Genomic DNA, 24,047 nt, shown 5'->3' with positions numbered 1-24,047 from the left:
GAGCTACTGAGTCTCTGTCATTGGTCATAGCGCATAGCCTGTGTCGCTCAACGCGACCTGCCCCTGTGAGAAAGAAGGAGCATCATATAGCACAGAGCAGGCTTGCCAGGGAACGGAGCTGGCCGCTGACGAGGCTAATCGCTCAACCCCTGAAAAGAGATTGAAGGGACTTGGAGTCAGTAATCTCAGCGTGTTCGGCGAGAACTTGATTAGTGATCAGAGTATGTTTTTCAGCTGTCGCATCTGCACAACAGTCTTCAGCAACGACTACGCGATAGTCGAGATCAAGCGCTTGTCGGGTGGTAGAAAGCACAACGCCGGCTGTAGTCAATCCGGCCATGATGAGGGTATCGATACCCTTGGCCCGCAGTTGCATGTTTAAGGCGGTACCGGTAAATGCCCCCATGCGGTGTTTAGTGATGACTGCCTCATCACGAGTGGGTGACAGTTCGGCATGGATGGCGGTATGCGGGTCATCCAAGCTTAACAGTCCGGCCCCTTTTATGGTGCTGAACAAGGCGTTGTTCCGATTCACTTCCGGGTAGCCTTTGCTGAAGCCGACCTTGACGAAAATCACTGGAATAGATGCTTCACGTGCAGCGTTGAGTAATGAATGGGTATTACCTACTACCTGCGATGCTGCCTCAGCGCAGATGAACTGCTCAATAATGATCCGTTGGTAGTCCAAAACCAGGAGGGCGGGTTTGCTGTTTTTGATGTCAATGGTCATTGGAGAACCTCATAAAACTGCGTCAATTACTTCGGTGAACGTAAAGGGCGGAGGCAGCCAAAATCAGGCTGGTGAATAGGAACACCCAGCTGATACCCAGGTGGCCGCCTATAAATCCTCCCAGCAATGGGCCGAGAAACTGGCCTGCAAACTGACAGGATATGGAATATCCCAGCACTGTCCCTATGTAGCTCTCAGGCACATTGTGACGAATAACCGCAGCGATGCAGGGAAGCAGGCCGCCTAAGGCCAAGCCCATCAGAAAGCGCAAGGCGATGAGCTGCCAGCTTTGCGTGACGAATGCCTGGGGGATGAGAAGCAGCGACGCCAAGACCAGCGCCAGGATGATGATCGGTTTGTAGCCAATCCTGTCCGCCAGTTTGCCGAGCTGAAACGAGGACACGATGCTGCCCAATGCTGCTGCGGACATGACTAAGCCGGCGACCGAGGTTGCATGGGCCGGATTTTCCACTAACCCGGAAACATAGACGGTGAGGATCGGCTCGATCGACATGTTGGCCATCATCAGCACGAGGCCAGATACCAGCATGGCGGCAATAATGCGCGGCTTGCGTATCTCTGCCCAGCTTCCAGCTGTTTTTGATTTTTGCGCAACCGCAGGGGGGGCTTCCCTGACAAAATAGACTGTTGAAAGGAAAGCCAGAAAAATCACAGCGCCAGCGCCCCAGAAGATGGCCCGCAAACCGATGATTGCGGGTAATAGGCCGCCGATAAGTGGACCAAGCAGGTTACCCACCATGATGCCTGCGGTGAGTAATCCCAGCGCCTGTCCAGCGCGCTCTTTGGGTGTCTGTATGGCTACGAGAATCATTGCTCCGGACGAGTATCCGCCCGCTAGGCCGATAATCAGGCGCAGGGCGACGAGTTGCCAGATATCGGACACCAGGCCCATCAGCGTCATGCAGATGGCCATGCCCAGGCTGGCCCTGATGAGCATTTTCTTGCGGCCGAAACGATCACCGAGATAGCCCCAGAGGGGGGCTACGAGGCCTGCGGTTATGAACGTAGCGCTGAAGGCGATACCTGACCATTGCACGATTTCGCGGTGGCCAGAGACGCCAAGCTGTTCGACATAGAGGGGTAGAAAGGGCAGCATTAACGTCATTGCCATGACGGTCGTGATCGATCCGAGGAGGCAGGCAACGAGGTTTCGCTCCCAGAGAGCCAGAGGTCTGAGTGGCATGGGATGTACAAGCTATTATGGAATTCCAGTTTGGGATACCATAGCAATCTGTCGTCAGTTTGGTCAAATTGGAGAAGGGATGTGGTGATGGACAAGCAGCCTGTAAATCAGTCACAAGAGGTCGAGTCCCGGTTGCGGGAGATGATTCTCAACCTGGATCTTGGCCCTGGCGAGCGGTTGACGGAGCGCTGGGCGGAAGCTCAGTTCGGTTCATCTCGGACACCGGTCCGGGCTGCTTTATTGCGCTTGATGGGGGAAGGGCTAGTGGCGCGTGAGGGGAGGGGCTGGATCGTTACCCCTCTTGATGCAAAAGAGATCGAACAGCTTTTTGTCTTTCGCGAAGTGCTTGAAGCTGCTTCATTGAAGCTCGCCTCAAACCAGATCACAGAATCAGTGCTCAATGAGCTGGAGGAGGCTTACTGCAAGCCTAAGTCGAGCCTCATGACGGGGGAAGCTCACAAGATCGGCACTGACTTCCATATGCGTTTGGCGGAACTGTCGGGCAATGACTTCATTTATCGCGGCATCGCTGATGCAATGACCCGTCTTGCACGCGCCCGTTGGTTGGACACTGAGGCCGATCATGACGGTTGGGAACAGCATTTGGCGATCGTCGTCGCGCTTCGAGCTGGCAATGTCGATCTTGCCGCCTCGCACCTCGTCACGCATATCAGCGAAAGTAAATGCAGACTATTAGAAATTCTGAAAAACACGCGCCGTAGCATCAGGGCTCGTGGCGGACTCGTAATGGCCTGAGCCTCACGTGATGAGGCCCTATGTAAGCTAGTTATGAGCGGCTGCTATGGGTCGATAGCAGTCAGTGATGACCGGTCGCGCTCGATCTCAAACGGCCCCCTCCGCAACTATACGTTGGCCTCAATGGCTGCGACGGCGCCCAGGTAGGCATCATTGCCAATCCCGACCTGACTCCATATCGCGCGTGCCCCCCGGCCGTCTCGGTCATACTGTTCATCCGCATCCCAAAGCGTAAGGATCTGGTTGGGGAAGCAATATTCATAGCTGTTGAACTCATGCGAGCCAGAGTTATCGGCCTCAGCCATCAGCGAGAAAAGGTCGGGAGCAGCAAGATTGAAAACGTCGAAGCCTTTGAATGTCACCTGGAAAGTTGAACTTCCAGATACGCCAATGAAGATGACTGTCTCGTCGATGTCTTACGAGATTTGCACAGCATTACTGGAAAAATAATCGAGATGCTCACGAGCAGCTTCCAGCGGGTATCCCATGGCGGCCATTACCTCCCTCGTTTCCATGCGCGTAGCACCAAGGCGTACTGGACCTATGGCTTGCAATGGCAGAATTTCAAAAGTACGCATTTTGAGTTCATCCTGAAAGCAGCAACGCTGACTGTGAATCGAAAGGTCCGAGGGCTGGGTTGAGTGGATGGAGTGTATCAAGCGACAGGCTGTAAAGGGCCGAATAGGTCGTTCGCTAATGAACGGCCTCAAGGGGTCAAGCAAACCGCAGCTAACGCAATATTTCGAAAACACCAGCAATCCTGTGAGGCCAGCCCCTTCCACCCCTCACTCAAACTTCACCAACACCACCGTAGCGTTATCCCGCCCCCCATACTCCGCCGCCAACCGAATCAACCGCTGACTGCTCGCCGCCAAGTTGTCCCGCCCGGCACCTTCCAGCACTCGCGCCATCTCATGATGCGGCACACACCCATGAACCCCATCACTGCACAGCATCAGCAAGTCCTCCGGCTGCACCGCCTGCACCCACACCTGCGGCTCCACCCGCGGCGCTGGCCCGATCGCCTGCAACAGCACATTGCGCGCCGGCAGCCGATCGAAATGCCCGGCGTCCAGCGCCTGCTGGTACCAGGTCTGGTCGCGGCTCAACTGCTCCAGCTCACCGTGGCGATAGCGGTACAACCGGCTGTCACCCACATGAAACGCCAACAACGGCCCACCGGCCTGGGGGCGCCAGATGCCGGTGAGGGTGGTGCCCATGCCGCGACCTTCGCTGAGCTGACGGGTGTGGTTGTGCGCGTACAAACGGGTGTTGACCGCTTCGAGCGCCTCGTGCAGCGCGCTCAGGGCCCGCATTGAGGGCACCTGGCAGGTGGCGTCGGGGTCGCTGGAGGTGTGGGTGAGCTGCGCCAGTTGGTGCGCCAGGCAGTCGCGCAGCGACTCCAGGGCCAGGGCGCTGGCCAGGGCGCCGGCCTGGTGGCCGCCCATGCCGTCGGCGACGGCCAGCAGTTCCAGGCGTGGGTCTATCAGGAAGTGGTCTTCGTTGTGCTGGCGCACTGGGCCGGTGTCACTGTGACCGAAGGCGATGCCGCCGCGCAGCAGGCAGGGCGCGGTGGCCATGTGGTTTTGTGGCGCGCTCATGGCTGCTCCTCGAGAAAGGCGCTGCGTTGGGCGGGGTCGGGGATGTGTTCGGCCAGGGTCTGCAACAGCGCCTGGCGGGTGCTGGCGCGGGGCAGGGCGCGGCGCATGACGATGCGGGCGATGGGGCCGATCAGGTAGGTCAGGCGCGTTTCGCTGGCCTCCAGGAATGCGGGGTCCAGCGCTTCTGGCATGCCGGGTTGGCTGACCAGGGTGCCTTGAGCTGGCAGTGTTTCGGTCGTGGGCAGCAGCGCTTCGGTGGCGGCGACGAACTGTTCGCGGCCACGCTCGGAGGGAATGTGCGGCAGCAGGGCGCTGCGCAGGCTGGCGAAGTCGTCGGCGCTGGCCAGGCTGCGTTTGACCAGCAGGCGCGCCAGTGGGCCGATCTGTTGCGACAGCAGCGATTCGAGCTGCGGGCGGACCTGGCGTTTCCACGGGGTCAGTGTGTCCGCTGCTTCACTGCTGCTGGTTGGCGAGCTGCCCAGGCTGGCGTGGCTGAACGAGGCGGGCATCAGCAGCCGTGTGCGGTCGTCGTCCAGTTCCACGCTTTCCAGTGTCTGTGGGCCGGACAGTGCGTCCAGGGCGTCGAGGAAGTCCTGGGCCGAGGCGAAGCGCTCGTCCGGGCGCTTGGCCAGGGCCTGGCGAATCAGCTGGTCGAACTGCGGGTCGAGGGTCGGGTTCAGGCTCGACGGCGGTACCGGGGTCTGGTTGAGGATCTGCTGCATCACCATGGTCGCGGACCCCGAGAACGGGCGCTCGCCGGTGAGCAACTGGTACAGCACGATGCCCGCCGAAAACACGTCGGAGCGACCATCCACCAGCTCGCCGCAGAACTGTTCGGGCGACATGTAGCTGGGCGTGCCGATCATCGAGCCGGTCTGGGTCAGCACCGAGGTGTCGATGCGGGCGATGCCGAAGTCGGTGACCTTGACCTGGTCGTCGGCGGTGATCAGCAGGTTGGCGGGCTTCACGTCGCGGTGCACCACGCCCTTGGCGTGGGCGTAGTGCAGGGCGCCGAGCAGTTGGCGCATCCAGCCCAGCACCTGGGCCAACTGGCGCGGCTCTTGGTTCTGCAGGCGGGTGTTGAGGGCGATGCCGTCGACGAACTCCATGGCGATGTAGGCGGCGCCGTCGTCTTCGCCGTAGTCGTACACCGCGACAATATTCGGGTGGCTTAGCCGCCCGGCGGCCTGGGCCTCGTTCTGGAAGCGGCTGAGCAACTGGTGCTGCTGGGCGTCGCCGAGCAGTTCGCGGCGGATGGTCTTGAGCGCCACCACTCGGGCGATGTGCGGGTCGAAGGCTTTGTACACGGTGCCCATGGCACCTTTGCCGAGCACGCTGTCTATGCGGTACTTGCCCAATTGTTCGAGCATGGTGGGCTCCCGGTTATTCTTCGAGCATCTTCATGGCGCTGACCAGGCTGGTGCGCATGCGCACGAACGATTGGCCCATGCGTGCCAGTTCGTCGTGGCCGCTGACGTCCATCTCCGGCACGTCGTCTTCGCCGAGGCTGACCCGGTCGGCCAGTGCCGACATCGCCCGCAGGCGGCGGATGACGAACAGGTGGACCATCACGTTCAGCGCGCAGAACAGGAATACGAACACCCCCAGCAGCGACAGCATGAAGGTGTGCAGCAACTCGCTGGCCCGCTGCAGCGGCACGGCCAGCGGCACCGAGACCAGGCGTGCGCCGATGATCTCGTTGAGCTTCCAGCCGAAGCCGTTGTGCGTGCCGTAGCGGTCGACCACGGTCTTCGGTGCGGTTTCCGGGGAGGTGTGGCAGGCCAGGCAGGCGGGGTCGGTAATCTGGATCGGCTGGGCGACGAACAGCGCCGGGCCCTTGCCATCGCTGCGCTCGCCGATCAGTTCCTGGGTGTCGGGCTTGCCGCGCAACTGTTCGACCACCTCGGTTTCCCAGCCGGTGGCCTTGTTGCGTGGGTTGGTCGGGTTGAGGGTGGCTTCCTTGTAGAGGAAGTCGGGGTAGGTCTTGAGCAGTTGCTGGAGCTGCTCGGTGGCGGCGAAGGAGGGGATCGACTGTGGCAGGAATTCGAACTTCAGGCGGTTCTCCAGCAGCGGCACGATCTGTTCGGCGGTGTAGGTGCTGCTGGCGCTGGCGGCGCTCATGAGCATGCGTGCCTTGTCCAATGATTCTTCACGTGCGCTTTTTTGCAGCAGGTAGTTGGCAAATAGGCTGCTGGCGATGAAGCCAACGATGAAGACGGCCAGGAACACCAGGTTGAAGCGTACGGCCAGGGTCAGTTTCATGGGGGCTCCGGGGTGTCAGCGCGTGGCGTTCTTGCGTTCGAATCGGTACAGCGCGGTTTCCCAGTCCAGCGTGCCGCCGAAGCGCTGCACGATGGCCTGGCGGAAGGCCGGATCGGCCAGGCGCGGTGTGAACCGCGTGGCCAGGGATGCGCCGTTGAGCTTGAGGGGGCCGAGCAGCAGCGGGCTGGCGTCGGCGAAGCTGGCTTCACGCAGCTTGTTCAGCGGGTCGGCTGTGAGCTTGCGGGCGGCGACGCTGGGCAGCGGGTCGAAGAAGGCGGGCGGCATCGCGCCGATGAAGTCGCCACTGGGGCGACCCGGCGTGCTCACGGGGCCCTGGCCCTTGGCCTGGGCAAATTCTTCGCGGCGCAGCACCTGCCTGGCAGGGTCGCGCGGCTTCTGCCCCGGATCACGGACGCTGACCATGCCGTCTTCGACGAACACTTCGGTGCCACTGGCGTCGGCATGGATGACGCTGGCGGCCTTGCTCGCATCGAGCGCCAGGTTGGCGGTGCTGACCCGTAGATTGCCTTGGGGTACGCCGCTCAACGGTTGCAGCTTGAGCCAGCCCTGCAGCAGGTTGAGATGGGTGGTGTTGCCAGTGTGTTCCAGATACAGGCGGGTGTGCGGGCCAAGGGCAATGCGTGTGCCGGCCAGTTGGTCGATGAGCACGCCTGTGCTGCCGGCTTCGAGGTAGTCGGCACTCTGTAGGCGGGCGCCGGCGCTGGCTTGGTAGACGCTTGTGGCACGCAGCAGTTGCACGGGCTTTTCCGCCGCGCTGATCACCCCGATATCTGCCGGGGCTGCGAGCAGTGGCGAGAGGTGGAGCAGGCTAGCCAGGAGGGGGAGGAGCGCGGTTCTGTTCACGGTTCGGTCATCGTGTGTACGGAAGGGGTAACCCCGGGATGAGCGCAGGCTACCGATTCACGGGGTGCGATGAACGTCAATTTTTTCTATGTATTTCAAGGGGATGTATTGAATGAAATCATGGAATAAAAGGGCGGTGGCGGGTGTTCTCGTTATGGGCGCGCGGGTTATTCGTTGGCATTGCTGGCCCTATCGCGGGACCAGCCCGCTCCCACAGGCACCCCACCGCTTTCAATAACGATGATGAACCTGTGGGAGCGGCGGTTCGCCGTTGCGACTGGTCCCGCGATAGGGCCGGTAGATACAGCGGGAATAAACGGGTGGGCTGGCTTGTTGTGTAGAGGTCCCCATTGATCACAGGCAAAACACCATGCACCCGACCTCATGCACCACCCCGCAACGCCGCCGCGCCTTCCTCGGCGTCTGCGCCCTGGCCGTGCCACTGCTCGCTGGCGCGGCGCCGGCCAGCTTCACCGTCGCGCCGGGCAAGGCCGAGATCCTCGCTGTGCAAGCAGTGGGGGTGCAGGTCTATGACTGCCGGGCCGATGAAACCGGGCAGTTGAAATGGGCATTTCGCGAACCGCTGGCCACCCTCACCCGAGGCGGCAAGACCGTCGGCCACCATTTTGTCGGGCCGTCCTGGGAGATGGACGACGGCAGCCGGGTGACCGGCAAGGTCGTGGCCCAGGCGCGGGGCGCCGGCGAGCCGGATATCGCGCTGTTGCAATTGGAGGTTGCCAGCCACCAGGGGCAGGGCGTGTTGAGTGGAGTGGACGAGGTGCAGCGGCTCGATACCCAGGGTGGCAAGTTTGCCGGAAGCTGCACACGGGAGGGCGCGCTGCACGTTGAACCGTACAGCGCGCGGTATGTGTTTCTGGGGCGGTGATGGAGTGTTCAGGGTTTGATGGATTTCAGTGCCGGCCTCATCGCGGGGCGGTACTGACGTCGCGATCAGAGAATCGACAGCGGGTAGTCGACGATCACCCGGAACTCGTTGACATCCCCTTCGGCCTGGTCGGCATTGCCCCGATGGATTGCCTCGCGCAGGCGCACCGACAGGTCCTTGGCCGGGCCGGACTGCACCACGTACTTTGCTTCGAGGTTGGTCTCATGATGCTTGCCATCCTCGCCATAGCCATAGCCCAGGTACTTGCTGTCCGCGGCCATCTTGCTGCCGTCGATGCCATGGCCGTTGACGTAGCGGGCCATGAAGCTCAACCCCGGCACGCCGAAGGTGTTCATGTCCAGGTCGTAGCGCACCTGCCATGATTTTTCCTCTGGCCCGTTGAAGTCCGAGTACTGGATGGAGTTGGCCAGGAAGATCCCGTCACCGGTGTCTCCCGGGCCGTTGATGCCGAAGGCGACATAGTCGAACGGGGTGTCGCCGTGCACTTTCTGGTAGGCCAGGGTGATGGTGTGCGCCGAGAGGAAACTGTACGCGGTGGAGAACGACCAGGTGGTGTTGTTGATCGCACCGGCGTCGGCGCGACCGTCGTCATTGGTGCGGTAGAGGTTGAAGTCGAAGTTCAGCGACTGGTCGTCGGCCAGCGCCAGGATGTAGTTGGCGTTGCCGTAGTACTGGCGCCAGATGTCCTGCAGCTTGGAGCCGTACAGCGACACCGACAGGGCGTCGTTGACTGCGTATTTGCCGCCGATGTAGTTGATGCTGTCAGCCTGGATATTGGCGTAGGAGGCCCACAGGCCATGGTCGCCGTTGGTGGTGACCGGGCCGTTGCCTCCGGTGAAGTGGCCCGCTTCCAGATCCAGTCCCTTGATCTCGCTGCTGAGCAGGTTGAAGCCAGTGGCGGTTTGCGGCAGCAGGCGGGTACCGCCGGCGGCGAATACCGGCGCCGTGGGTTGCAGGTCGCCCCAGCGCAGTTCGGTCTTGGAGATGCGCACTTTCAACGCACCACCGGCGCGGCCGTAGTCGTCTTCGGGTGAGCCGTTGTCCCTGACGGGCAGGTTGCCGGTGCCGGAGGTGCCCTTGCCGCCGTCGAGCTTGACTGCCAGGTGGCCGAACGCTTCGACGCCGAAGCCCACGGTACCCTGGGTGAAGCCGGAGCTGTAGTTGAGGATGAAACCTTGGGTCCAGTCGCGGCGATCCGGGCCTTGCGACTTGCCATCACGGTTGAAGTAGTAGTTGCGCAGGCGTGCATTCAACTCGCTGCCCTCGAAGAATCCCTTGGCTTCGGACTGGCTCGAAACGGCTTCGGCGAATGCGGCTTGCAACGGCGCGCACAGCAGTGCCGCGCTCAGCATGGAGAGTCGGAATGGCGACATGTCATACCCCTTGGTTGGAATTGTTGAGGCAGGTGTCTGGGTAAAGGAATGTAATTGTTGTAAGGGTGTAGCCGGTATTGATGCCGGGCTACTAGTAACAAATGCGCCGCGCATGCCATTGTGTTTCGTTGATAATCGAAATCACGGTTTTTGATTGCAGTATCGAGTGACTATGGGGTTAAAGTCGGCCCCGATAAAGTATTCGTGCATTCAGGACATCCCCCGTGCTAGAGCACCTCCTGGGTGGGCTCCACTTTATCGCCCTTTGGTTGTTTGCCGCCTGGTTTCAGGCGGCTTTTTTATGCCTGATATTTAATGATGGGTGGCGAAGAGCCATTTTTTTCGCGCACTGATTTCAGCGCGCCTGGAAGGGCAGGGGGCAACTTTCCTGCAGCAGAAACAACAAGGCCGGTGACAAAGAATGTCACCGGCCTTGTTGTTTGTCGCGGGCGTTATATCAGCCGATCACACCACCGCTTCGCGGCGGCTGCTGGCAACCTGAGTGTGGCGCAGTGTCGGCAGCAGGAAGGCGATCGACAGCAGGCAGGCACCGACCAGCAGCACGAAGCCGCCGTCCCAACCGAAGTGGTCGACGGTGTAGCCCATCGCGGCACTGGCTGCGACCGAGCCGCCCAGGTAGCCGAACAGGCCCGTGAACCCGGCGGCGGTGCCGGCGGCTTTCTTCGGCGCCAGCTCCAGCGCCTGCAGGCCGATCAGCATCACCGGGCCGTAGATCAGGAAGCCGATGGAGAACAGCGCGATCATGTCGACGGTGGGGTTGCCCGGTGGGTTGAGCCAGTACACCAGGGTGGCGACGGTGACCAGGGCCATGAACACGATGCCGGTCAGGCCGCGATTGCCACGGAAGATCTTGTCCGACATCCAGCCGCACAGCAGGGTGCCGGGGATGCCTGCCCACTCGTAGAAGAAGTAGGCCCAGGAGGTCTTGTCGACGGTGAAGTGCTTGGCCTCCTTGAGGTAGGTCGGCGCCCAGTCGAGCACGCCGTAGCGCAGCAGGTAGACGAACACGTTGGCCAGGGCGATGTACCAGAGCATCTTGTTGCGCAGCACGTACTTGACGAAGATCTGCTTGGCGCTGAATTCCTGTTCGTGGCTGGCGTCGTAGCCTTCGGGGTAGTCGTTCTTGTACTCCTCGATCGGCGGCAGGCCCACCGATTGCGGGGTGTCGCGCATGGTGACGAAGGCGAACACGGCCACCAGCACCGCCACGGCGGCCGGTACATAGAAGGCAGCATGCCAGTCGTTGGTCCAGCCCAGCCCAAGGATGAACAGCGGGCCAATCAGGCCGCCACCCACGTTATGTGCCACGTTCCACACCGACACCACGCCGCCGCGCTCCTTCTGCGACCACCAGTGCACCATGGTCCGTCCGCTCGGCGGCCAGCCCATGCCCTGGGCCCAGCCGTTGATGAACAGCAGGATGAACATGATGGTGACGCTGGAGGTGGCCCAGTGCGCGAATCCGAACACGAACATCACCGCAGCCGACACCAGCAGGCCGAAGGGCAGGAAGTAACGGGGGTTGGAGCGGTCGGACACCAGGCCCATGAGGAACTTGGACAGGCCGTAGGCAATGGCGATGGCCGAGATTGCCAGGCCGAGCTGGCCGCGGGTGTAGCCTTCCTCGTCGATCAGGTAAGGCATGGCCAGGGAGAAGTTCTTGCGCAGCAGGTAATAGCCTGCATAACCGAAGAAGATGCCGGCGAAGATCTGCCAGCGCAGGCGGCGATAGGTACTGTCGACCTGTTCAGCGGGCAGCGGCGCCCGGTGCACGGCGGGGCGGAAGAAGGCAAACATCGGGGTACTCCAACGTTGTTGTTTTATCTGCGAAAGCGAATATTACATTTTCGTTACAGAAAAAAATATCGCTTTCACAGGCTGGAGTGTTGCTTTGCGAACGCTCCGTCAGATCGTGATCAGGGACGGGGTCTGGCTGTTTGGGGGGGGCGATGTCGCTGCGTTTGCTGGAGACATCGGTGGTGGTGCTGGGCGGGGTAGGCTTGGCTTTCGGCGCGGCAGGGCTGAGCTGGCGCCAGATTTCAAGGCCATGGCGGGTGCGGTTCATAACCTCAAGGCCAGCCATCCCCCTGTGGGGGCGGGCTGGCCTTGATTTAGCGCATCACTGATTACGCGTCACCCGCCACACAGTATTGGCCAGGTCGTCGGCGATGATCAGCGCGCCTTTCGGATCCACTGTCACCCCCACCGGGCGGCCGCGTGTCTTGCCATCCTCACCCCGGAAACCGGTAGCGAAGTCGATTGGCTCACCCGCTGGCTTGCCGTTGCTGAACGGCACGAAGATCACCTTGTAGCCGACAGGATTGGGCCGGTTCCAGCTGCCGTGCTCGCCTACGAATACACCGTTGGCGAACTGTTCGCCCATCGCCGGCAGGGAGAAATCCACGCCCAGTGCGGCGACGTGCGAACCCAGGCTGTAGTCCGGCTTGATCGCGGCGGCGACTTTCTCCGGATTCTGCGGTTGCGCGCGGGTATCGACGTTCTGCCCCCAGTAGCTCCAGGGCCACCCGTAGAAGGCCCCTTCGCGCACCGAAGTCAGGTAGTCCGGCACCAGGTCCGGCCCCAGCTCGTCGCGTTCGTTGACCACCGCCCACAGTTGCCCCGAATCAGGCTGGATGGTCAGCGCCGTGGGGTTGCGCAGGCCGGTCGCGTAGGGTTTGTGGGCGCCGGTCTGGGCGTCGATCTGCCAGACCATCGCGCGGTCGATCTCCACTTCCATGCCGCGCTCGGTGATGTTGCTGTTCGAGCCGATGCCCACATACAGGTAGCGACCGTCCGGGCTGATGGTCAGCGCCTTGGTCCAGTGGTGGTTGATCGTCGAGGGCAGCTCGGTGAGCGTGGTCGGCGGGCCGTCGGCCTTGGTCTGGCCGTCCTGGTAATCGAAGCGCACCAGCGCATCCTGATTGGCCACGTACAGCTTGCCATCGGCAAATGCCAGGCCGTAGGGGGCGTTGAGGTTTTCGGCGAACACTGTCTGCACTTCGTAGCGGCCGTCGCCATCGGCATCGCGCAGCAGGGTGAGGCGATTGCCGCTTTTGACCTGGGTGTTGCCCTTGGCCTTGATCTGGCTGGCGATCACGTCCTTGGGCTTGAGCTTGGCGGCATTGCCGCCACGACCTTCTGCCACGATGATGTCGCCGTTGGGCAGGATCAGCGTCTGGCGCGGGATCTTCAGGTCGGTGGCGATGGCGGTGATGCTGTAGCCGTCCGGCACCTTGGGTTTCTGCTCGCCCCACAGTGCCGGCTCGGCGATCTTCATGCTCGGTAGCAGGCCACGTTCGGGGGCCGGAAGTTTCGGGTCGGGGCCGCGGGCCTGGGTGGCATCGCCTTCACCACCGCAGGCGGCCAGCAGCAGGCTCATGCTCAGGATCGACAGCGCGAGGGGCGTCTTCATGCAGCACCTCCCGAGCGCAGGTTGGTCAGGCCGATCCAGGTGGCGATGCAGGCCAGCACGCTGACGATCACCGACAGCACCAGCCCCGAGGGCATGACCGCCCAGGCATCCTTGGCGTGCTCGAAGGCGTTGACCAGCCCCAGCAGCCAGGTCACCACCAACAGCAGCACGTACAGCACCGGGCGACCGGCCTTGCGCTCGGCGCGCACCAGGTTGGCCAACGCGAACAGCACGGCCAGGCCGCAGAACAGCAGCCCTCCGGCGATGAGCCAGGCGGCGAAGTTGCTCCACTGGATCTGGAAGGTCTGGTAGTAGGCGATGTCGCTGATCAGTGCCCCGAGAAACAGCGGCACGGTGCCGGCCAGCAGGGTCGCATGCAGCGGCCCGGGCGTGCACCGGTAGGGGTCGTGGACGGTCGTGGTCATGGCGGCTCCTTGTCGTTGGCGATGAAAGCCAGCGATTTTTACGCTGGCTGCGCCTAGGGAAGGATCGCGCGGCTGGTCGGTTGGTTCAGTGCAATTTCGCGTTCAAGTATTTTGCTCGCGTACCAGTTGCCCGTTTCGGTCCAGGTGATAACGCTCAAGATCGCGCGCCAGTATCAAGCAACCGTCGTAGTGGGTCTGGGCTTCGGCGTGGATGTCGTCGATGCACGGGCTGCGCCGTGGATCGCCCTGGTAGCGCGCGCTGAAGTGCGTGAGCACGAGATTCCTCACCCCGGCGGCCTGGGCGAAGCGCGCGACCGCCTCGGCACTGCTGTGTCCGAAGCTGACACCGGTGCGTTCGATCAGTGGCTGGGTGAAGGTCGCTTCGTGCACCAGTACATCCGCGTCCCTGGCAACCTCTGCCAACAGCTCGGGGCGATCGTTGTCGCCGCAGACGATGACCCGTCGCGCAGGCCGGGAGGCGCGCAGGTAGTGCCGTGGATCGAGCATGCGGCCCTCGTGAACCACGGCAGTGCCCTTGGCCAGTTCGCCCCACAACGGGCCGCGCGGGATGCCGTCGGCCTCCAGGCGCTGGATGTCCAGGCGGGGCTCGGGGTTGATCTCGGTGAACACATAGCCACGGCTCGGCACCCGATGGGACAGCTCGACTGCATTGACCTGCAGGCTGGTGTTGCTCCAGGTGCCGAAGGTTTCGGCCGCGTGCAGGCGCAGCTCGAAGGGCAGGTAGGTGTCGCTGACCGACAGGCTCAGGCGCACCCAGTCGTGCAGGGCAGTTGGCAGGATCAACTCGAGTGGCTCGCTGCGCCCGGACATGCCGGCGCTGGCCAGCAGGCCGGGCAGGCCGAAGCAGTGATCGCCATGTACGTGGGTGATGAAGATCGCGCGCAGGTCTCGGACCGATAAAGGTGTGTGCAGGAGCTGGTGCTGGGTGGCCTCGCCGCAGTCGACCAGATACCAGCCGCTGCCGCTCGTGTCGATGACGGCCGTGGCGCTGACATTGCGCGCCTTGGTGGGCGCTCCGGCGCTGGTGCCCAGGAACAGCAGGTCCATATGAAATGCTTCCAGAGAGTGTCGGCCTATTCTAAGGCGCGACACACCGGTGGGCACAACCCGGGTTGGGCGCTGTGTCAGGCAAAGCTGCCGGTCTGCACCGCGCCACTGCGCCGGTAATGGGCGAGCAGTACCCCGCGTGGCGTGCTCAGGGACTCGACCAGGCTCAGCGCTGCCGGTTGCGCGTTGTCTGCGAACAGCCGCTTGCCGTGCCCGAGCATCACCGGGTTGATCAACAGGCGCAGCTCGTCCACCAACCCGGCAGCCAACAGTTGCTGCACCAGTTCGGCGCTGCCTTGGGTGAGCAGTGCCGGGCCGTCCTGCTGCTTGAGCGTGTGGACGGCCTGGATCACATCAGCGCCCAGGGCGCGGCTGTTTTGCCAGTCGAGGGTGTCAGGGTGGTGGGTGGCGACGTGCTTGGGCACCTTGTTGAACAGCTCGGCCATGGGCGCGTTGTCCGAGTCGGCGTCTACCTTGGGCCAATAGCCGGCAAAGATGTCGTAGGTACGCCGCCCCAGCAGCAGTTCGAAGGGCTGGCTGAACAGCGCTTGCATGGCTTGGCCAAAGGTCTCGTCGGCATAGGGCACGAGCCAGCCACCAAAACCGAAGCCCTGGCTGGTGTCTTCCTGCGGGCCGCCAGGGGCCTGCATGACGCCGTCCAGGCTGACGAACGCGGCAACGATGAGTGTGCGCATGGGGGTGTCCTCGCGAGGGGTGTTCGGGGCAGTGGAAGAATAGGTCACTGCGGTTCCTGAAGATTGGTCGAACGGGCAAGGCGCGAATCGACAGCCCATTTGTTACCCGCGGCGATCAGTCCCGCCTTTGGCATAAGCACCGCCTTGCAGGTGCGTTATAGTCCGGCGCGTGAACCCTTTCCCCACAGGAGTGCCGCCCGTGACCGAGTACACCGCGTTCAAGGTCGAACTGACCGACAACATCGCCCATGTACAGATCAATCGCCCGGAAAAAATCAACGCGATGAACGCGGCCTTCTGGGAGGAAATCGTCGAGATCTTCCAGTGGATCGACGACACCAAGGCGGTGCGGGCGGTGGTTGTCAGCGGCGCGGGCAAGCATTTTTCCTCGGGGATCGACCTGATGATGCTGGCCTCGCTGGCCGGCCAGATGGGCAAGGACGCCGGCCGCAATGCGCGCCTGCTGCGCCGCACCATCCTGCGCCTGCAAAGCTCGTTCACGGCCGTCGACAAGTGCCGCAAGCCGGTGCTGGCGGCGATTCAGGGCTATTGCATCGGCGGTGCCATCGACCTGGTGTCGGCCTGCGACATGCGCTATTGCAGCGCTGATGCGCAGTTCTCGATCAAGGAAATCGACATGGGCATGGCCGCCGATGTCGGCACCCTGCAACGTTTGCCACGTATCATCGGCGACGGCATGATGCGTGAGCTGGCCTACACCGGGCGTATGATCGACGCCACCGAGGCATTGCGCATCGGCCTGGTCAACCGGGTCTATGACGATCAGGCTGCATTGCTCGACGGGGTCTTTGCCATCGCCCGGGAAATTGCAGGAAAATCGCCCATCGCCGTGGCCGGCACCAAGGAAATGATCAGCTACATGCGCGACCATCGTATCGACGATGGCCTGCAGTACATCGCCACCTGGAACGCCGCCATGCTGCAGTCAGAAGACCTGCGGGTCGCGGTGGCGGCCCACATGAACAAACAGAAACCGACGTTCGCCGACTGACTTCCCGACGGCGCACGCGCCTGAAGGGATCCGAACATGTCAGCACGCTGGACTACCGCAGTACTCGACCCGCAGACCGCTGGCGGCCTGGCCGTCGCCCGCAGCCCTGCGGGGTTCCTGGTGGACGACAACGGTGCGTTGTTCCCGCGGGACTGGCTCAAGCGCCAGGAGCTGGACGTACTCTGCGAGCACGGTATCGGTCATTTCGACGGCGAACCGGTGTTCCTCCTGGAGCTGCGCACTGCCAGTGAACTGCCGGGCATGAGCTGGCGCGGCCTGCGCCAGTTCATGCTCGAAGGCGACTTCGATACCTACAAGCTGCTGGGTTACGCCGCACAGATCGGCACCTGGGCGCGCGAGCATCGTTTCTGCGGCAGCTGCGGCCAGCCGATGACGCAGATTCGCTGGGAGCGGGCGATGCATTGCCAGCCCTGCGACCTGCGCAGCTACCCGCGCATCTCGCCCAGCATGATCGTGCTGGTGACCCGTGGCGACGAAATCCTGCTGGCGCGCTCGCCGCGCTTCGTCACCGGCGTGTACAGCACCCTGGCCGGCTTTGCCGAACCGGGCGAGTCGGCGGAGGATTGCCTGGTGCGCGAAGTGCGCGAGGAAGTGGCGGTGCAGGTCAAGAATATCCAGTACGTGGGCAGCCAGTGCTGGCCGTTCCCACATTCGATGATGCTGGGCTTCCACGCCGAGTACGCCGGCGGCGAGATCGTCATGCAGCCTGACGAGATCGAGGATGCCCAGTGGTTCAGCGTGCACGACCTGCCGCCATTGCCCGCCGGGCGCTCCATCGCACGCTACCTGATCGACCTGTACGTGGCGCGGCGGCTGGGTCTGGCAGAGCCGGTGCTGCCGACCTGATCAGGGCTGTTCCGCGGGCAACCACGACGGAATTGTCATCGTGGTTAATCCAGCTGAGGGCTGGGCCGCTCAGGCCTGGCCGAACCAGTGCTGCCAGGCCAGGCGCACGGTCAGCGCCAGCACCACGGTGATGAACACCGGACGAATGAACTTGCTACCGCCGCTGATCGCGGTGCGGGCGCCGAAGAACGCACCAATCATCACCGACACGCCCATGGCCAGGCCGACGATGTAGTCCACTTGCCCGGAAATCACGAACACCGTCAGCGCCGCGATGTTGCTGACGAAGTTCATGCTGCGCGCCACACCACTGGCACGTACCAGGTCGATGGGGTAGAGCAGCAGTGTGCTTACCGTCCAGAACGCACCCGTGCCGGGGCCTGCCACGCCGTCGTAGAAACCAAGGCTGAAACCCTGGGGGAACTGCCATTTTTTCCTGATCGGTGCATCGGCATCCAGCGGCGCCTTGGGGGTGCCGCCGAACAGCAGGTACACGCCACAGGCGAAGACGATCACCGGCAGCATCTTGTTCAGCCATTCGGCGGGCATGTAGTGCGCGATCACCGCGCCGATCAGCGCGCCATTGAGGGTGCCGACGATCGCCAGGCGCCACTGCGCCGGGTGGAACAGCTTGCGTCGGTAGTAGGTGAACCCGGCGGTGGCCGAGCCGAAGGTCGAGCTGAGCTTGTTGGTGCCCAGCACCAGGTGCGGCGGCATGCCGGCGGTGAGCAGGGCGGGGGTGGTGAGCAGGCCGCCGCCACCGGCAATGGCATCGATGAAACCGGCGACGAAGGCCACTGCGGCGAGGATCAGCAGGGTAAGCGGTTCTACGGTGAGTTCGAAGGGCATGGGACGGCTTTCAGGCTACAGGCGAGGGCGCGGCAAAAGGTCGCGCCAGAGGCTGCACATGGTAGCCCTCGGGGCGCGCCCTTGCCAGAGTCGCTAGCTGGAGCTTGGGGATCCGTCGTGCCTAGCCTTGCGCAAACAACTCGCTGATCACCCTGCGCAACCACACACTGCGTGGCGCCTGCTGGAAGCGTGCGTGCCAGAACTGCTTGAGGTCGTAGCAGGGGATCTCCACCGGCGGCTCGACGATCTGCACGTTCACGGTATCCAGGTACAGATTGGCCACGGTGCGCGGCAGCACCACCACCAGGTCGGATTGCTCGATGATTGAGGGCACGCTCATGTAGTGCGAGGTCTCGAGCACGATGTTGCGCTTGATCCCCGCTTCGTTCAGATGCGCCTCGAACATTTCCTGGCGGCGGCTGCCGTCGCGCACCTGCAGGTGCTCCATACGGGCGAAATCCTCGAGCGCCAGGCGCTCGCGGGCCAGTGGGTGGCCGCGGCGCAGCATGCAGGTGAGGTCGTGGGAGAACAGCCGTTGCTGGTAGATGTTGGGGGCCGTGAGGTCGGGGAAGTAACCCAGCACGGCATCGACCTTGCCGTCATGCAGGCTATCGGTGAGCGCATCGGGTGCCAGGCTGAGCGTGCGCAGGCGAATGCGTGGCGCGAGCTGGCGCAGCTTCTGGAACAACGGTGGCAGGAACACCACCTCGCCGATCTCGCTCAGGCAGAACACGAACTCGTCTTCGGCGGTGGCAGGGTCGAAGGTTGGGCTGCTGAGGATGTCGCGGTCGATGATTTCGATGACTTCGCGGGTGCGCTCGATGATGCCCTGGGCCCGTGGCGTGGCCTCCATGCCGGCACCGGAGCGGATGAACAGCGGATCTTGCAGCGAATGGCGCAGGCGGGCGAGGGCGGCGCTGGCGGCGGGCTGGCTGATGCCCAGCTGTTTCGCCGCAGCGGTGACGTTGCCGGTTTCGTAGACGGCTAGAAGGACGCGAAGCAGGTTGAGGTCGGTGCGCATCTCTATAACCAAATCAAATAGTGCGAATAAAGAGAATTAGCTTCTGCGATTAAGCGCCGGTTGCGAGGATGAGTCCAGACAAAAATAAAACCAAGGGACTCCACCCATGATCAACCTGCACGATATCCGCTACGTGCGCCTGGGTACCGCCAACCTGGACGATGCACGCCGCTACGCGACGCAGATCCTCGGTCTGCAGGTGGCCCGCGAGGCCAACGGTGCGGTGTATTTTCGCTCCGACAGCCGCGATCACACCCTGTGCTACTACGAGGGTGACCCGCGCGAAACCACAACCGCCTTCGAGGTCACCAGCAGCGACGAGCTGGAGCACGCCGCCGTGCTGCTCGAACGCAATGCCTTCAGCGTGGTGCACGGCTCGCGTGAAGACGCCGAGGTGCGCCACGTCAATGAGCTGATCCGATTCAAGGACCCCAGCGGCAACAACATCGAACTGGTGTTGCGCCCCCACGCCAGCGGCAGCCGTTACTTCCCCAGCCGCGACGCCGGCATCACCGGCTTCAGCCATATCGGACTGCGCACCACCGACGCCCGCCGCGACGAGGATTTCTGGACCCGCCTGGCCAACGCCCGAGTCAGCGATCGCATCGGCGAGGCGCCGCTGCTGCGCATCGACGAGGTGCACCACAAGATCGCGCTGTTCCCCTCCAGCCACGCCGGGGTGCAGCACATCAACCACCAGGTCGAGAGCATCGACGACGTGATGCGCGCCTACTATTTCCTGCGTGAGCGCAACATCAAGATCCTCTTCGGCCCGGGTCGGCATCCGACCTCGGGTGCGGTGTTCCTGTACTTCGAAGGGCCGGACGGCATGACCTACGAGTATTCCACCGGGGTCAGCCACATCCGCGCCGAAGACGACTCCAGCCACCAGCCACGGCAGTTCCCCGGCGTATCGTCGTCGTACTGCGCCTGGGGTTCGAAACCCGATATCCCGGAGTTCAAGGCATGAGCGGCCAGCCGATTGCCAGCCAGGCGCAGCAACGCCAGGTGCGCATGGCGGCCCGCGCGTTGGGCCGCGCCGGCCTGGCGCATGCCTACGGGCATTGCAGCCTGCGCCTGGACGCCGAGTACTTCCTGGTCTGTGCAGCGCGCCCGATGGGCCTGATCGGCGTGGGCGAGCCGGGCACCGTGGTGCCGGTCCATGGGCCGCTGCCAGACGGCGTGCTGGGCGAGGTGCGCATCCACCAGCAGCTCTACCGTCGCCGCGCCGACCTGGGCGCAGTGATCCGCAGCATGCCGGCGCAGGTGATGGCGCTGTCCTGCGCCGGCCTCACGCCACAGCCGCGGCATGGCATGGGCAGTTACTTCCAGCCGTCGATCCCGCTGTGGGACGACGTCCAGTTGCTGCGTGACGATGCCCAGGCCAGCGCGCTGGCTGAGCTGTTCGGCCAAGGCAAGGCCCTGGCCATGCGCGGTAACGGTGCCATCGTCGCCGGCGATTCGCTGGTCGAGGCCCTGACCCTGACTTGGTACCTGGAGGACGCCGCGCGCATCGAGCTGCAACTGCAGGCCGCAGGCCTGGCCGAGCGCGGCCCGTTGCTCGATGCCCAGGCCTGCGCGCAACGCGCCACCCGTGGCGGGCGGATCTACGAGCGGATGTGGGAATACCTCACTGCCGGCGATCCGGAAGCCAGCGACACCGTATTCGAATAAAAAACAGAGGACTACCGATCATGCCTGCGCAAGCGTTTCGTCATTTCATCAATGGCGAGTGGGTCTCCAGTGCCCGCACCTTCGAAAACCGCAACCCTGCCGACAACAGTGTCATCGGCCTCGTCCACGAAGCGGGGCAAGCCGAAGTCGATGCCGCCGTGGCCGCTGCCCGTGCCGCCCTCAAAGGCCCTTGGGGGACGATGACGGTCGCCCAGCGTACTGCGCTGCTGCACAAGGTCGCCGAGGGCATAGAGCGTCGCCACGCCGAGTTCGTCGCGGCCGAAGTGGCCGACACCGGCAAGCCTGCACACTTGGCCGGGCACCTCGACATTCCGCGAGGCGCCGCCAACTTCAAGGTGTTCGCCGACCTGATCCGCAACGTACCGACCGAAAGCTTCGTGATGGACACCCCAGACGGTGGCAAGGCGGTCAACTACGCCGTGCGAGCACCGCGCGGTGTGATCGGCGTGGTCTGCCCGTGGAACCTGCCGCTGCTGCTGATGACATGGAAGGTCGGCCCGGCCCTGGCCTGCGGCAACACCGTGGTGGTCAAGCCATCCGAAGAAACCCCGGCCACTGCCACGCTGCTGGGCGAGGTGATGAACGAGGCCGGAGTGCCGCCGGGCGTGTACAACGTGGTGCATGGCTTTGGCGCCGATTCGGCGGGGGCCTTCCTGACCTCGCACCCGGATGTCGATGGCGTGACCTTCACCGGCGAGACCGGGACTGGCGAGGTCATCATGAAGGCTGCGGCCAAGGGCATTCGCCCGGTCTCGCTGGAGCTGGGCGGCAAGAACGCCGGCATCGTCTTCGCCGACGCCGACCTTGAGAAAGCCGTCAAGGGGCTGGGGCGCGCAGTGTTCGAGAACAGTGGGCAGGTGTGCCTGGGGACTGAACGCATCTACGTGCAGCGGCCATTGTTCGAGCGCTTCGTCGAGGCCTTCAAGGCGCACGCCGCGAGCATCGTGGTGGGCGATCCGAACGCCCATGGCACCACCATGGGGCCGCTGATCTCCCTCGGGCACCGCGAGAAGGTGCTGTCCTACGCCCGCCAGGCTATCGCCGATGGCGCCACCGTGGTGTGCGGCGGCGGCATTCCCCAGGTGCCGGCGCACCTGGCCGAAGGCGCCTGGTTCGAGCCGACCATCTGGACCGGCCTGCCGGAAACCTCGGCGGTGATCCGCGAAGAGATCTTCGGCCCCTGCTGCCACATCGCGCCGTTCGACACCGAGGAAGAGGCCGTGGCCCTGGCCAACGATACTCCTTACGGGCTGGCTGCCAGTGTCTGGACCCGCGACCTGCAGGTCGCCCACCGCTTGGGCAGCGCGCTGGATGTTGGCATCTGCTGGATCAACGCGTGGTTCCTGCGCGATCTGCGCACCGCCTTCGGCGGCGCCAAGCAGTCGGGCATCGGCCGTGAGGGGGGTGTGCACTCGCTGGAGTTCTACACCGAATTGCGCAACGTCTGCGTCCGCCTGTGAGGAGCACTCCATGAACCTTGACGACATCCAGCGCGCCGGCCAGCAACTGCACCAGGCCCTGGCGTGTGGCCAGGCCCTGGCGCCGCTGACCGAAACCCACCCCGACATCACCCTGGAGCAGGCCTACCAGGTGCAGCTGGCGATGATCCAGCCGCGCCTCGATGCAGGCGAGCGGGTGCTGGGCAAGAAGATCGGCGTCACCAGTCAGGTGGTGATGAACATGCTCGGCGTCGACCAGCCAGACTTCGGTCACCTGCTCAGCGACATGCTCCACGCCGATGGCGCGGCCATCGCTATCGACGGCCTCATCGCGCCCAAGGCCGAGGGCGAGATCGCCTTCGTGCTCAAGGAGTCTCTGCAGGGCCCGGGCGTCACTGTCGCCGATGTGCTGCGCGCCACCGCCTATGTGATGCCGTGCTTCGAGATCGTCGACTCGCGCATTCGCGACTGGAAGATCCGCATCCAGGACACCGTCGCCGACAACGCCTCCGCCGCTGCCTTCGTGCTGGGGGACCGCAGTGTTGATCCGCGTGATGTGGACCTGGCCTGTGTCGGCATGACCCTGGAAAAGAACGGCGAGATCGTCGCCACCGGCGCCGGTGCCGCCGCGCTTGGCCATCCGGCCAACGCCGTGGCCTGGTTGGCCAACACCCTCGGCCGCCTCGGCATCGCGCTGAACAAGGGCGAGGTGATTCTCTCCGGTTCGCTGGCGGCCATGGTGCCGGTGCAGGCCGGTGACCAACTGCGTATCAGCCTCGGCGGCATCGGCTCGGCCGCTGTTCGCTTCGTTTGAAGGAAAACCCCTATGAACCTGTCCCAAGCCACCATCGCCCAACTGGCCGAACACCTGGAAAACGCCGAACTCAAGCGTGAGGCGGTGGCCAAGATCACCGACGCCCACCCCGACATGGACTGGGACGACGCCTATGCCATCCAGGATGCCATCCGCGCCCGCAAGCAGGCCCGTGGCGTGCGTATCGCCGGCCTGAAGATGGGCCTGACCTCGTTCGCAAAGATGAAGCAGATGGGCGTCACCGATCCGATTCACGGCTTTCTCACCGACTACGGCTCGAGCCTCGACGGCGCGGCCATCGATGTCGACAGCCTGATCCACCCCAAGGTCGAGGCCGAGATCGCCTTCGTCCTCAAGCACCCGCTCAAGGGGCCGGGTGTGCATGTTGGCGACGTGCTGGCGGCCACCGACTTCATCGTGCCGGCGGTCGAAGTGATCGATTCGCGCTACGAGAACTTCCGTTTCGACCTCAAGAGCGTGATTGCCGACAACACCTCGTCGGCACGTTTCGTCACGGGCGGGCGCATGTCCGGGGTCGAGGGCGTCGACCTGAAGTGCCTGGGCGTCGTGCTGGAAAAGAACGGCGAAGTGGTCGCCACCGGAGCCGGTGCCGCGGTGCTCGGGCACCCGGCGCAGAGCGTGGCGATGCTCGCCAACATGCTCGGCGCCAAGGGCCGCGAGCTGCCGGCGGGCACCTTCATCATGACCGGCGGCATCACCGAGGCCATTGCAGTGCAGGCGGGCGACAACGTCACCGTGCGCTACCAGCACCTGGGCAGCGTGTCGATGCGCTTCATCTCATCCGGCCAACGCTGACAGGAGTACCTGAGATGCCTATTGCCATCATCCATATCGCTGAAGGCCGCACGCCCGAGAAGAAGCGTGCGCTGCTGGACAAGGTCACCCTGGCCATTGCCGACAGCCTCGAAGTATCGGTCGAGAGCGTGCGCGTCCTGTTGCAGGAAATCCCCGAGACCCAGTGGGCCGCCGGTGGCCAGACCCTCGCCGAACGCCGTGCCAAAGCCTGAACAC

26 protein-coding genes are annotated in these 24,047 nt (G+C 63.5%); 10 read left to right on the top strand and 16 right to left on the bottom strand.

The window, feature by feature from the left end; all coding sequences use genetic code 11:
* Positions 1-142: 142 nt before the first annotated feature.
* Complete coding sequence (locus AB688_RS18715) at positions 143-730, bottom strand: isochorismatase family cysteine hydrolase (protein ID WP_063545490.1); 588 nt, start codon at positions 728-730, stop codon at positions 143-145.
* 22 nt (positions 731-752) lie between these two features.
* On the bottom strand, positions 753-1,934 hold the full coding sequence (locus tag AB688_RS18710) for an MFS transporter (RefSeq protein WP_063545489.1): 1,182 nt from the start codon (positions 1,932-1,934) through the stop codon (positions 753-755).
* 87 nt (positions 1,935-2,021) lie between these two features.
* Here AB688_RS18710 and AB688_RS18705 point away from each other — a divergent pair, with 87 nt between their 5' ends.
* The gene (locus AB688_RS18705) at positions 2,022-2,690 is read left to right on the top strand and encodes a GntR family transcriptional regulator (RefSeq protein ID WP_063545488.1); all 669 of its coding nucleotides are present in this window, start codon (positions 2,022-2,024) and stop codon (positions 2,688-2,690) included.
* Between the two features lie 107 nt (positions 2,691-2,797).
* Here AB688_RS18705 and AB688_RS27235 read toward each other — a convergent pair whose 3' ends face one another.
* The 5 genes from AB688_RS27235 to AB688_RS18680 form a co-directional block, all read right to left on the bottom strand.
* Complete coding sequence (locus AB688_RS27235) at positions 2,798-3,052, bottom strand: hypothetical protein (RefSeq protein ID WP_231100252.1); 255 nt, start codon at positions 3,050-3,052, stop codon at positions 2,798-2,800.
* A 423-nt stretch (positions 3,053-3,475) separates the two neighbouring features.
* Positions 3,476-4,291, bottom strand: coding sequence for a PP2C family protein-serine/threonine phosphatase (locus tag AB688_RS18695; RefSeq protein WP_231100251.1), 816 nt, complete (start codon positions 4,289-4,291; stop codon positions 3,476-3,478).
* Positions 4,288-5,661: a serine/threonine-protein kinase gene (locus AB688_RS18690; protein ID WP_063545487.1), complete on the bottom strand. Its 1,374-nt coding sequence runs from the start codon at positions 5,659-5,661 to the stop codon at positions 4,288-4,290. The genes AB688_RS18695 and AB688_RS18690 overlap by 4 nt, the downstream gene beginning before the upstream one ends.
* Before the next feature lie 13 nt (positions 5,662-5,674).
* On the bottom strand, positions 5,675-6,553 hold the full coding sequence (locus tag AB688_RS18685) for a c-type heme family protein (RefSeq protein WP_081255285.1): 879 nt from the start codon (positions 6,551-6,553) through the stop codon (positions 5,675-5,677).
* 15 nt (positions 6,554-6,568) lie between these two features.
* Complete coding sequence (locus AB688_RS18680) at positions 6,569-7,312, bottom strand: hypothetical protein (protein ID WP_155738227.1); 744 nt, start codon at positions 7,310-7,312, stop codon at positions 6,569-6,571.
* Positions 7,313-7,787: 475 nt separating this feature from the next.
* On the opposite strand from AB688_RS18680, the gene AB688_RS18675 reads away from it, so the two are divergent.
* The gene (locus AB688_RS18675; protein ID WP_063545485.1) at positions 7,788-8,303 is read left to right on the top strand and encodes a DUF3455 domain-containing protein; all 516 of its coding nucleotides are present in this window, start codon (positions 7,788-7,790) and stop codon (positions 8,301-8,303) included.
* 65 nt (positions 8,304-8,368) lie between these two features.
* Here AB688_RS18675 and AB688_RS18670 read toward each other — a convergent pair whose 3' ends face one another.
* The 7 genes from AB688_RS18670 to AB688_RS18640 all read right to left on the bottom strand — a co-directional run bounded on the left by AB688_RS18670 (position 8,369) and on the right by AB688_RS18640 (position 15,318).
* A complete protein-coding gene (locus AB688_RS18670; RefSeq protein ID WP_063545484.1) occupies positions 8,369-9,697 on the bottom strand; it encodes an OprD family porin in 1,329 nt (442 codons plus the stop codon).
* A gap of 465 nt (positions 9,698-10,162) precedes the next feature.
* A complete protein-coding gene (gene glpT, locus AB688_RS18665) occupies positions 10,163-11,515 on the bottom strand; it encodes a glycerol-3-phosphate transporter (RefSeq protein WP_063545483.1) in 1,353 nt (450 codons plus the stop codon).
* A complete protein-coding gene (locus tag AB688_RS26910; protein ID WP_155738226.1) occupies positions 11,466-11,783 on the bottom strand; it encodes a hypothetical protein in 318 nt (105 codons plus the stop codon). The genes glpT and AB688_RS26910 overlap by 50 nt, the downstream gene beginning before the upstream one ends.
* 54 nt (positions 11,784-11,837) lie before the next feature.
* Positions 11,838-13,130: a PQQ-dependent sugar dehydrogenase gene (locus AB688_RS18655; protein WP_063545481.1), complete on the bottom strand. Its 1,293-nt coding sequence runs from the start codon at positions 13,128-13,130 to the stop codon at positions 11,838-11,840.
* Entirely contained in the window at positions 13,127-13,555 is a 429-nt protein-coding gene (locus tag AB688_RS18650) for a DUF2231 domain-containing protein (protein WP_054892136.1), read from the bottom strand. Before AB688_RS18650 ends, AB688_RS18655 begins: the two co-directional genes overlap by 4 nt.
* A 102-nt stretch (positions 13,556-13,657) precedes the next feature.
* Complete coding sequence (locus AB688_RS18645) at positions 13,658-14,623, bottom strand: MBL fold metallo-hydrolase (RefSeq protein ID WP_063545480.1); 966 nt, start codon at positions 14,621-14,623, stop codon at positions 13,658-13,660.
* Positions 14,624-14,700: 77 nt separating this feature from the next.
* Positions 14,701-15,318 (bottom strand): dihydrofolate reductase family protein, encoded by a 618-nt coding sequence (locus AB688_RS18640; protein ID WP_063545479.1) that lies wholly within the window; start codon positions 15,316-15,318, stop codon positions 14,701-14,703.
* Positions 15,319-15,517: 199 nt separating this feature from the next.
* Between AB688_RS18640 and AB688_RS18635 the strand changes: the two genes are divergently transcribed.
* Positions 15,518-16,330, top strand: a complete 813-nt coding sequence (locus AB688_RS18635; protein WP_063545478.1) for a crotonase/enoyl-CoA hydratase family protein — start codon at positions 15,518-15,520, stop codon at positions 16,328-16,330.
* A gap of 36 nt (positions 16,331-16,366) precedes the next feature.
* A complete protein-coding gene (gene nudC, locus AB688_RS18630; protein ID WP_063545477.1) occupies positions 16,367-17,197 on the top strand; it encodes an NAD(+) diphosphatase in 831 nt (276 codons plus the stop codon).
* A 69-nt stretch (positions 17,198-17,266) separates the two neighbouring features.
* On the opposite strand, the gene AB688_RS18625 is transcribed toward nudC, so the two are convergent.
* Together AB688_RS18625 and AB688_RS18620 are read right to left on the bottom strand one after the other, a co-directional pair.
* Complete coding sequence (locus AB688_RS18625; protein ID WP_063545476.1) at positions 17,267-18,046, bottom strand: TSUP family transporter; 780 nt, start codon at positions 18,044-18,046, stop codon at positions 17,267-17,269.
* A gap of 121 nt (positions 18,047-18,167) precedes the next feature.
* Entirely contained in the window at positions 18,168-19,067 is a 900-nt protein-coding gene (locus tag AB688_RS18620; RefSeq protein ID WP_063545475.1) for a LysR family transcriptional regulator, read from the bottom strand.
* Positions 19,068-19,173: 106 nt separating this feature from the next.
* Here AB688_RS18620 and AB688_RS18615 point away from each other — a divergent pair, with 106 nt between their 5' ends.
* From AB688_RS18615 to AB688_RS18590, 6 genes are read left to right on the top strand one after another with little or no spacing between them, the layout of a single operon-like run.
* Positions 19,174-20,037, top strand: coding sequence for a VOC family protein (locus AB688_RS18615; RefSeq protein WP_063545474.1), 864 nt, complete (start codon positions 19,174-19,176; stop codon positions 20,035-20,037).
* Complete coding sequence (locus AB688_RS18610; protein WP_063545473.1) at positions 20,034-20,741, top strand: class II aldolase/adducin family protein; 708 nt, start codon at positions 20,034-20,036, stop codon at positions 20,739-20,741. Before AB688_RS18615 ends, AB688_RS18610 begins: the two co-directional genes overlap by 4 nt.
* 20 nt (positions 20,742-20,761) lie before the next feature.
* Positions 20,762-22,222, top strand: a complete 1,461-nt coding sequence (locus AB688_RS18605) for a 2-hydroxymuconic semialdehyde dehydrogenase (RefSeq protein ID WP_063545472.1) — start codon at positions 20,762-20,764, stop codon at positions 22,220-22,222.
* 10 nt (positions 22,223-22,232) lie between these two features.
* On the top strand, positions 22,233-23,015 hold the full coding sequence (dmpE, locus tag AB688_RS18600; RefSeq protein WP_063545471.1) for a 2-oxopent-4-enoate hydratase: 783 nt from the start codon (positions 22,233-22,235) through the stop codon (positions 23,013-23,015).
* A gap of 12 nt (positions 23,016-23,027) precedes the next feature.
* Positions 23,028-23,831: a 2-oxo-3-hexenedioate decarboxylase gene (gene dmpH, locus AB688_RS18595; RefSeq protein ID WP_063545470.1), complete on the top strand. Its 804-nt coding sequence runs from the start codon at positions 23,028-23,030 to the stop codon at positions 23,829-23,831.
* A gap of 14 nt (positions 23,832-23,845) precedes the next feature.
* Positions 23,846-24,043: a tautomerase family protein gene (locus AB688_RS18590; protein WP_063545469.1), complete on the top strand. Its 198-nt coding sequence runs from the start codon at positions 23,846-23,848 to the stop codon at positions 24,041-24,043.
* The last annotated feature ends 4 nt before the right edge of the window (positions 24,044-24,047 follow it).

It is taken from the genome of Pseudomonas putida (assembly GCF_001636055.1).
In the GTDB taxonomy this organism is placed as follows: domain Bacteria; phylum Pseudomonadota; class Gammaproteobacteria; order Pseudomonadales; family Pseudomonadaceae; genus Aquipseudomonas; species Aquipseudomonas machongensis.
The sequence above is the reverse complement of the archived record's forward strand: the minus strand, read 5'-3'. Positions and strand labels throughout refer to the sequence as shown.

Coding starts and splice junctions, on each gene's coding strand:
- AB688_RS18590 (WP_063545469.1), top strand. CDS start 23,846: ATGCCTATTGCCATCATCCATATCGCTGAAGGCCGCACGCCCGAGAAG.
- dmpH (WP_063545470.1), top strand. CDS start 23,028: ATGAACCTGTCCCAAGCCACCATCGCCCAACTGGCCGAACACCTGGAA.
- AB688_RS18695 (WP_231100251.1), bottom strand. CDS start 4,291: ATGAGCGCGCCACAAAACCACATGGCCACCGCGCCCTGCCTGCTGCGC.
- AB688_RS18645 (WP_063545480.1), bottom strand. CDS start 14,623: ATGGACCTGCTGTTCCTGGGCACCAGCGCCGGAGCGCCCACCAAGGCG.
- AB688_RS18690 (WP_063545487.1), bottom strand. CDS start 5,661: ATGCTCGAACAATTGGGCAAGTACCGCATAGACAGCGTGCTCGGCAAA.
- AB688_RS18610 (WP_063545473.1), top strand. CDS start 20,034: ATGAGCGGCCAGCCGATTGCCAGCCAGGCGCAGCAACGCCAGGTGCGC.
- dmpE (WP_063545471.1), top strand. CDS start 22,233: ATGAACCTTGACGACATCCAGCGCGCCGGCCAGCAACTGCACCAGGCC.
- AB688_RS26910 (WP_155738226.1), bottom strand. CDS start 11,783: ATGAACCGCACCCGCCATGGCCTTGAAATCTGGCGCCAGCTCAGCCCT.
- AB688_RS18640 (WP_063545479.1), bottom strand. CDS start 15,318: ATGCGCACACTCATCGTTGCCGCGTTCGTCAGCCTGGACGGCGTCATG.
- AB688_RS18710 (WP_063545489.1), bottom strand. CDS start 1,934: ATGCCACTCAGACCTCTGGCTCTCTGGGAGCGAAACCTCGTTGCCTGC.
- AB688_RS18625 (WP_063545476.1), bottom strand. CDS start 18,046: ATGCCCTTCGAACTCACCGTAGAACCGCTTACCCTGCTGATCCTCGCC.
- AB688_RS18655 (WP_063545481.1), bottom strand. CDS start 13,130: ATGAAGACGCCCCTCGCGCTGTCGATCCTGAGCATGAGCCTGCTGCTG.
- AB688_RS18675 (WP_063545485.1), top strand. CDS start 7,788: ATGCACCCGACCTCATGCACCACCCCGCAACGCCGCCGCGCCTTCCTC.
- AB688_RS18705 (WP_063545488.1), top strand. CDS start 2,022: ATGGACAAGCAGCCTGTAAATCAGTCACAAGAGGTCGAGTCCCGGTTG.
- AB688_RS18605 (WP_063545472.1), top strand. CDS start 20,762: ATGCCTGCGCAAGCGTTTCGTCATTTCATCAATGGCGAGTGGGTCTCC.
- AB688_RS18715 (WP_063545490.1), bottom strand. CDS start 730: ATGACCATTGACATCAAAAACAGCAAACCCGCCCTCCTGGTTTTGGAC.
- glpT (WP_063545483.1), bottom strand. CDS start 11,515: ATGTTTGCCTTCTTCCGCCCCGCCGTGCACCGGGCGCCGCTGCCCGCT.
- AB688_RS18650 (WP_054892136.1), bottom strand. CDS start 13,555: ATGACCACGACCGTCCACGACCCCTACCGGTGCACGCCCGGGCCGCTG.
- nudC (WP_063545477.1), top strand. CDS start 16,367: ATGTCAGCACGCTGGACTACCGCAGTACTCGACCCGCAGACCGCTGGC.
- AB688_RS18620 (WP_063545475.1), bottom strand. CDS start 19,067: ATGCGCACCGACCTCAACCTGCTTCGCGTCCTTCTAGCCGTCTACGAA.
- AB688_RS18685 (WP_081255285.1), bottom strand. CDS start 6,553: ATGAAACTGACCCTGGCCGTACGCTTCAACCTGGTGTTCCTGGCCGTC.
- AB688_RS18670 (WP_063545484.1), bottom strand. CDS start 9,697: ATGTCGCCATTCCGACTCTCCATGCTGAGCGCGGCACTGCTGTGCGCG.
- AB688_RS18615 (WP_063545474.1), top strand. CDS start 19,174: ATGATCAACCTGCACGATATCCGCTACGTGCGCCTGGGTACCGCCAAC.